The 1,032-nt window shown below is 35.8% G+C and carries 1 protein-coding gene; it reads left to right on the forward strand.

All coding sequences use genetic code 11. From position 1 onward, the window contains the following. A partial coding sequence (locus tag FNW52_RS20620) for an IS1595 family transposase (RefSeq protein ID WP_221933424.1) occupies positions 1 to 1,018 on the forward strand: 1,018 nt, incomplete at its 5' end. Positions 1,019 to 1,032: the final 14 nt, after the last annotated feature.

Below are 1,032 nucleotides of genomic sequence, written 5' to 3' on the forward strand. Positions count from 1 at the left end.
ACTGCTTATCCCCTTCGCACATGTTAGGGATAAATGTATCTTTGAAATAAAAAAAATGGCAATTGAGGATTACCCTAAAGATTTTCAAGAATTCCTGTTACGTTTCAGAACAGAGGATGATTGTTGGAACTATTTATTCATTATGAGATGGCCAAATGGATTTAAATGTGCAAAATGCAACTGTGTCAAATATTGGATAAACAATAGAAAAGTTATAGAATGTAATGAATGTAAACATCAGATTTCTGTAACATCTGGAACCATTTTACATGGAACTAGAAAACCTCTGTTGCTTTGGTTTCATGTTATATGGTGGGTTGCAGCTCAAAAGACAGGAGTAAGTGCAAACAATCTAAAAGATTTTATGGGATTAGCAAGTTATGAAACCGCTTGGATGTGGTTGCAAAAGCTAAGAAGAGCGATGGTGCGACCTGTGCGTGAGAAACTGACTGGAACTATCGAAGTTGACGAAACATTCGTTGGAGGCAGAGAGTCAGGGGATAAAGAGGATGGAACAGGAAAGACAGGTAGAGGAAGTAATGAAAAAGTAATTGTCGTTGTTGCTACAGAATGCCAAGGAAAACAAATAGGCAGGGTTCGTTTTAAATGTATTGAAAGTGCATCTGGAGAAAATCTCATGAGATTTATAGAAGACAATATTGAATATGGAAGCACGATAGTAACGGACGGATGGAGTGGTTATACTTCATTAACTGATTCTAAAAACTATAAACATATTAGAAAACCAATATCTGGAAGTGGTAAACAAGCTCATGAATTATTACCCCATGTTCATATGGTTGATTCGTTGTTGAAACGTTGGATAAACGGAACACATCAAGGAAGAATTTCTAAAAAGTACTTAGAATATTATTTGGATGAGTTTGCATTTAGATTCAACCGGAAATCATCTAATCACAGAGGGAAAGTTTTTTTTAGGCTCATTCAGAATATTGTTTCAACGAATCCTACCCCAATTAATGAGCTAACCAAAGAAAAAACAGAGCTACATGTGTAAAGGGGATAAGCAGT

It is taken from the genome of Flavobacterium sp. ZT3R18 (assembly GCF_007097385.1).
Lineage (GTDB): Bacteria > Bacteroidota > Bacteroidia > Flavobacteriales > Flavobacteriaceae > Flavobacterium.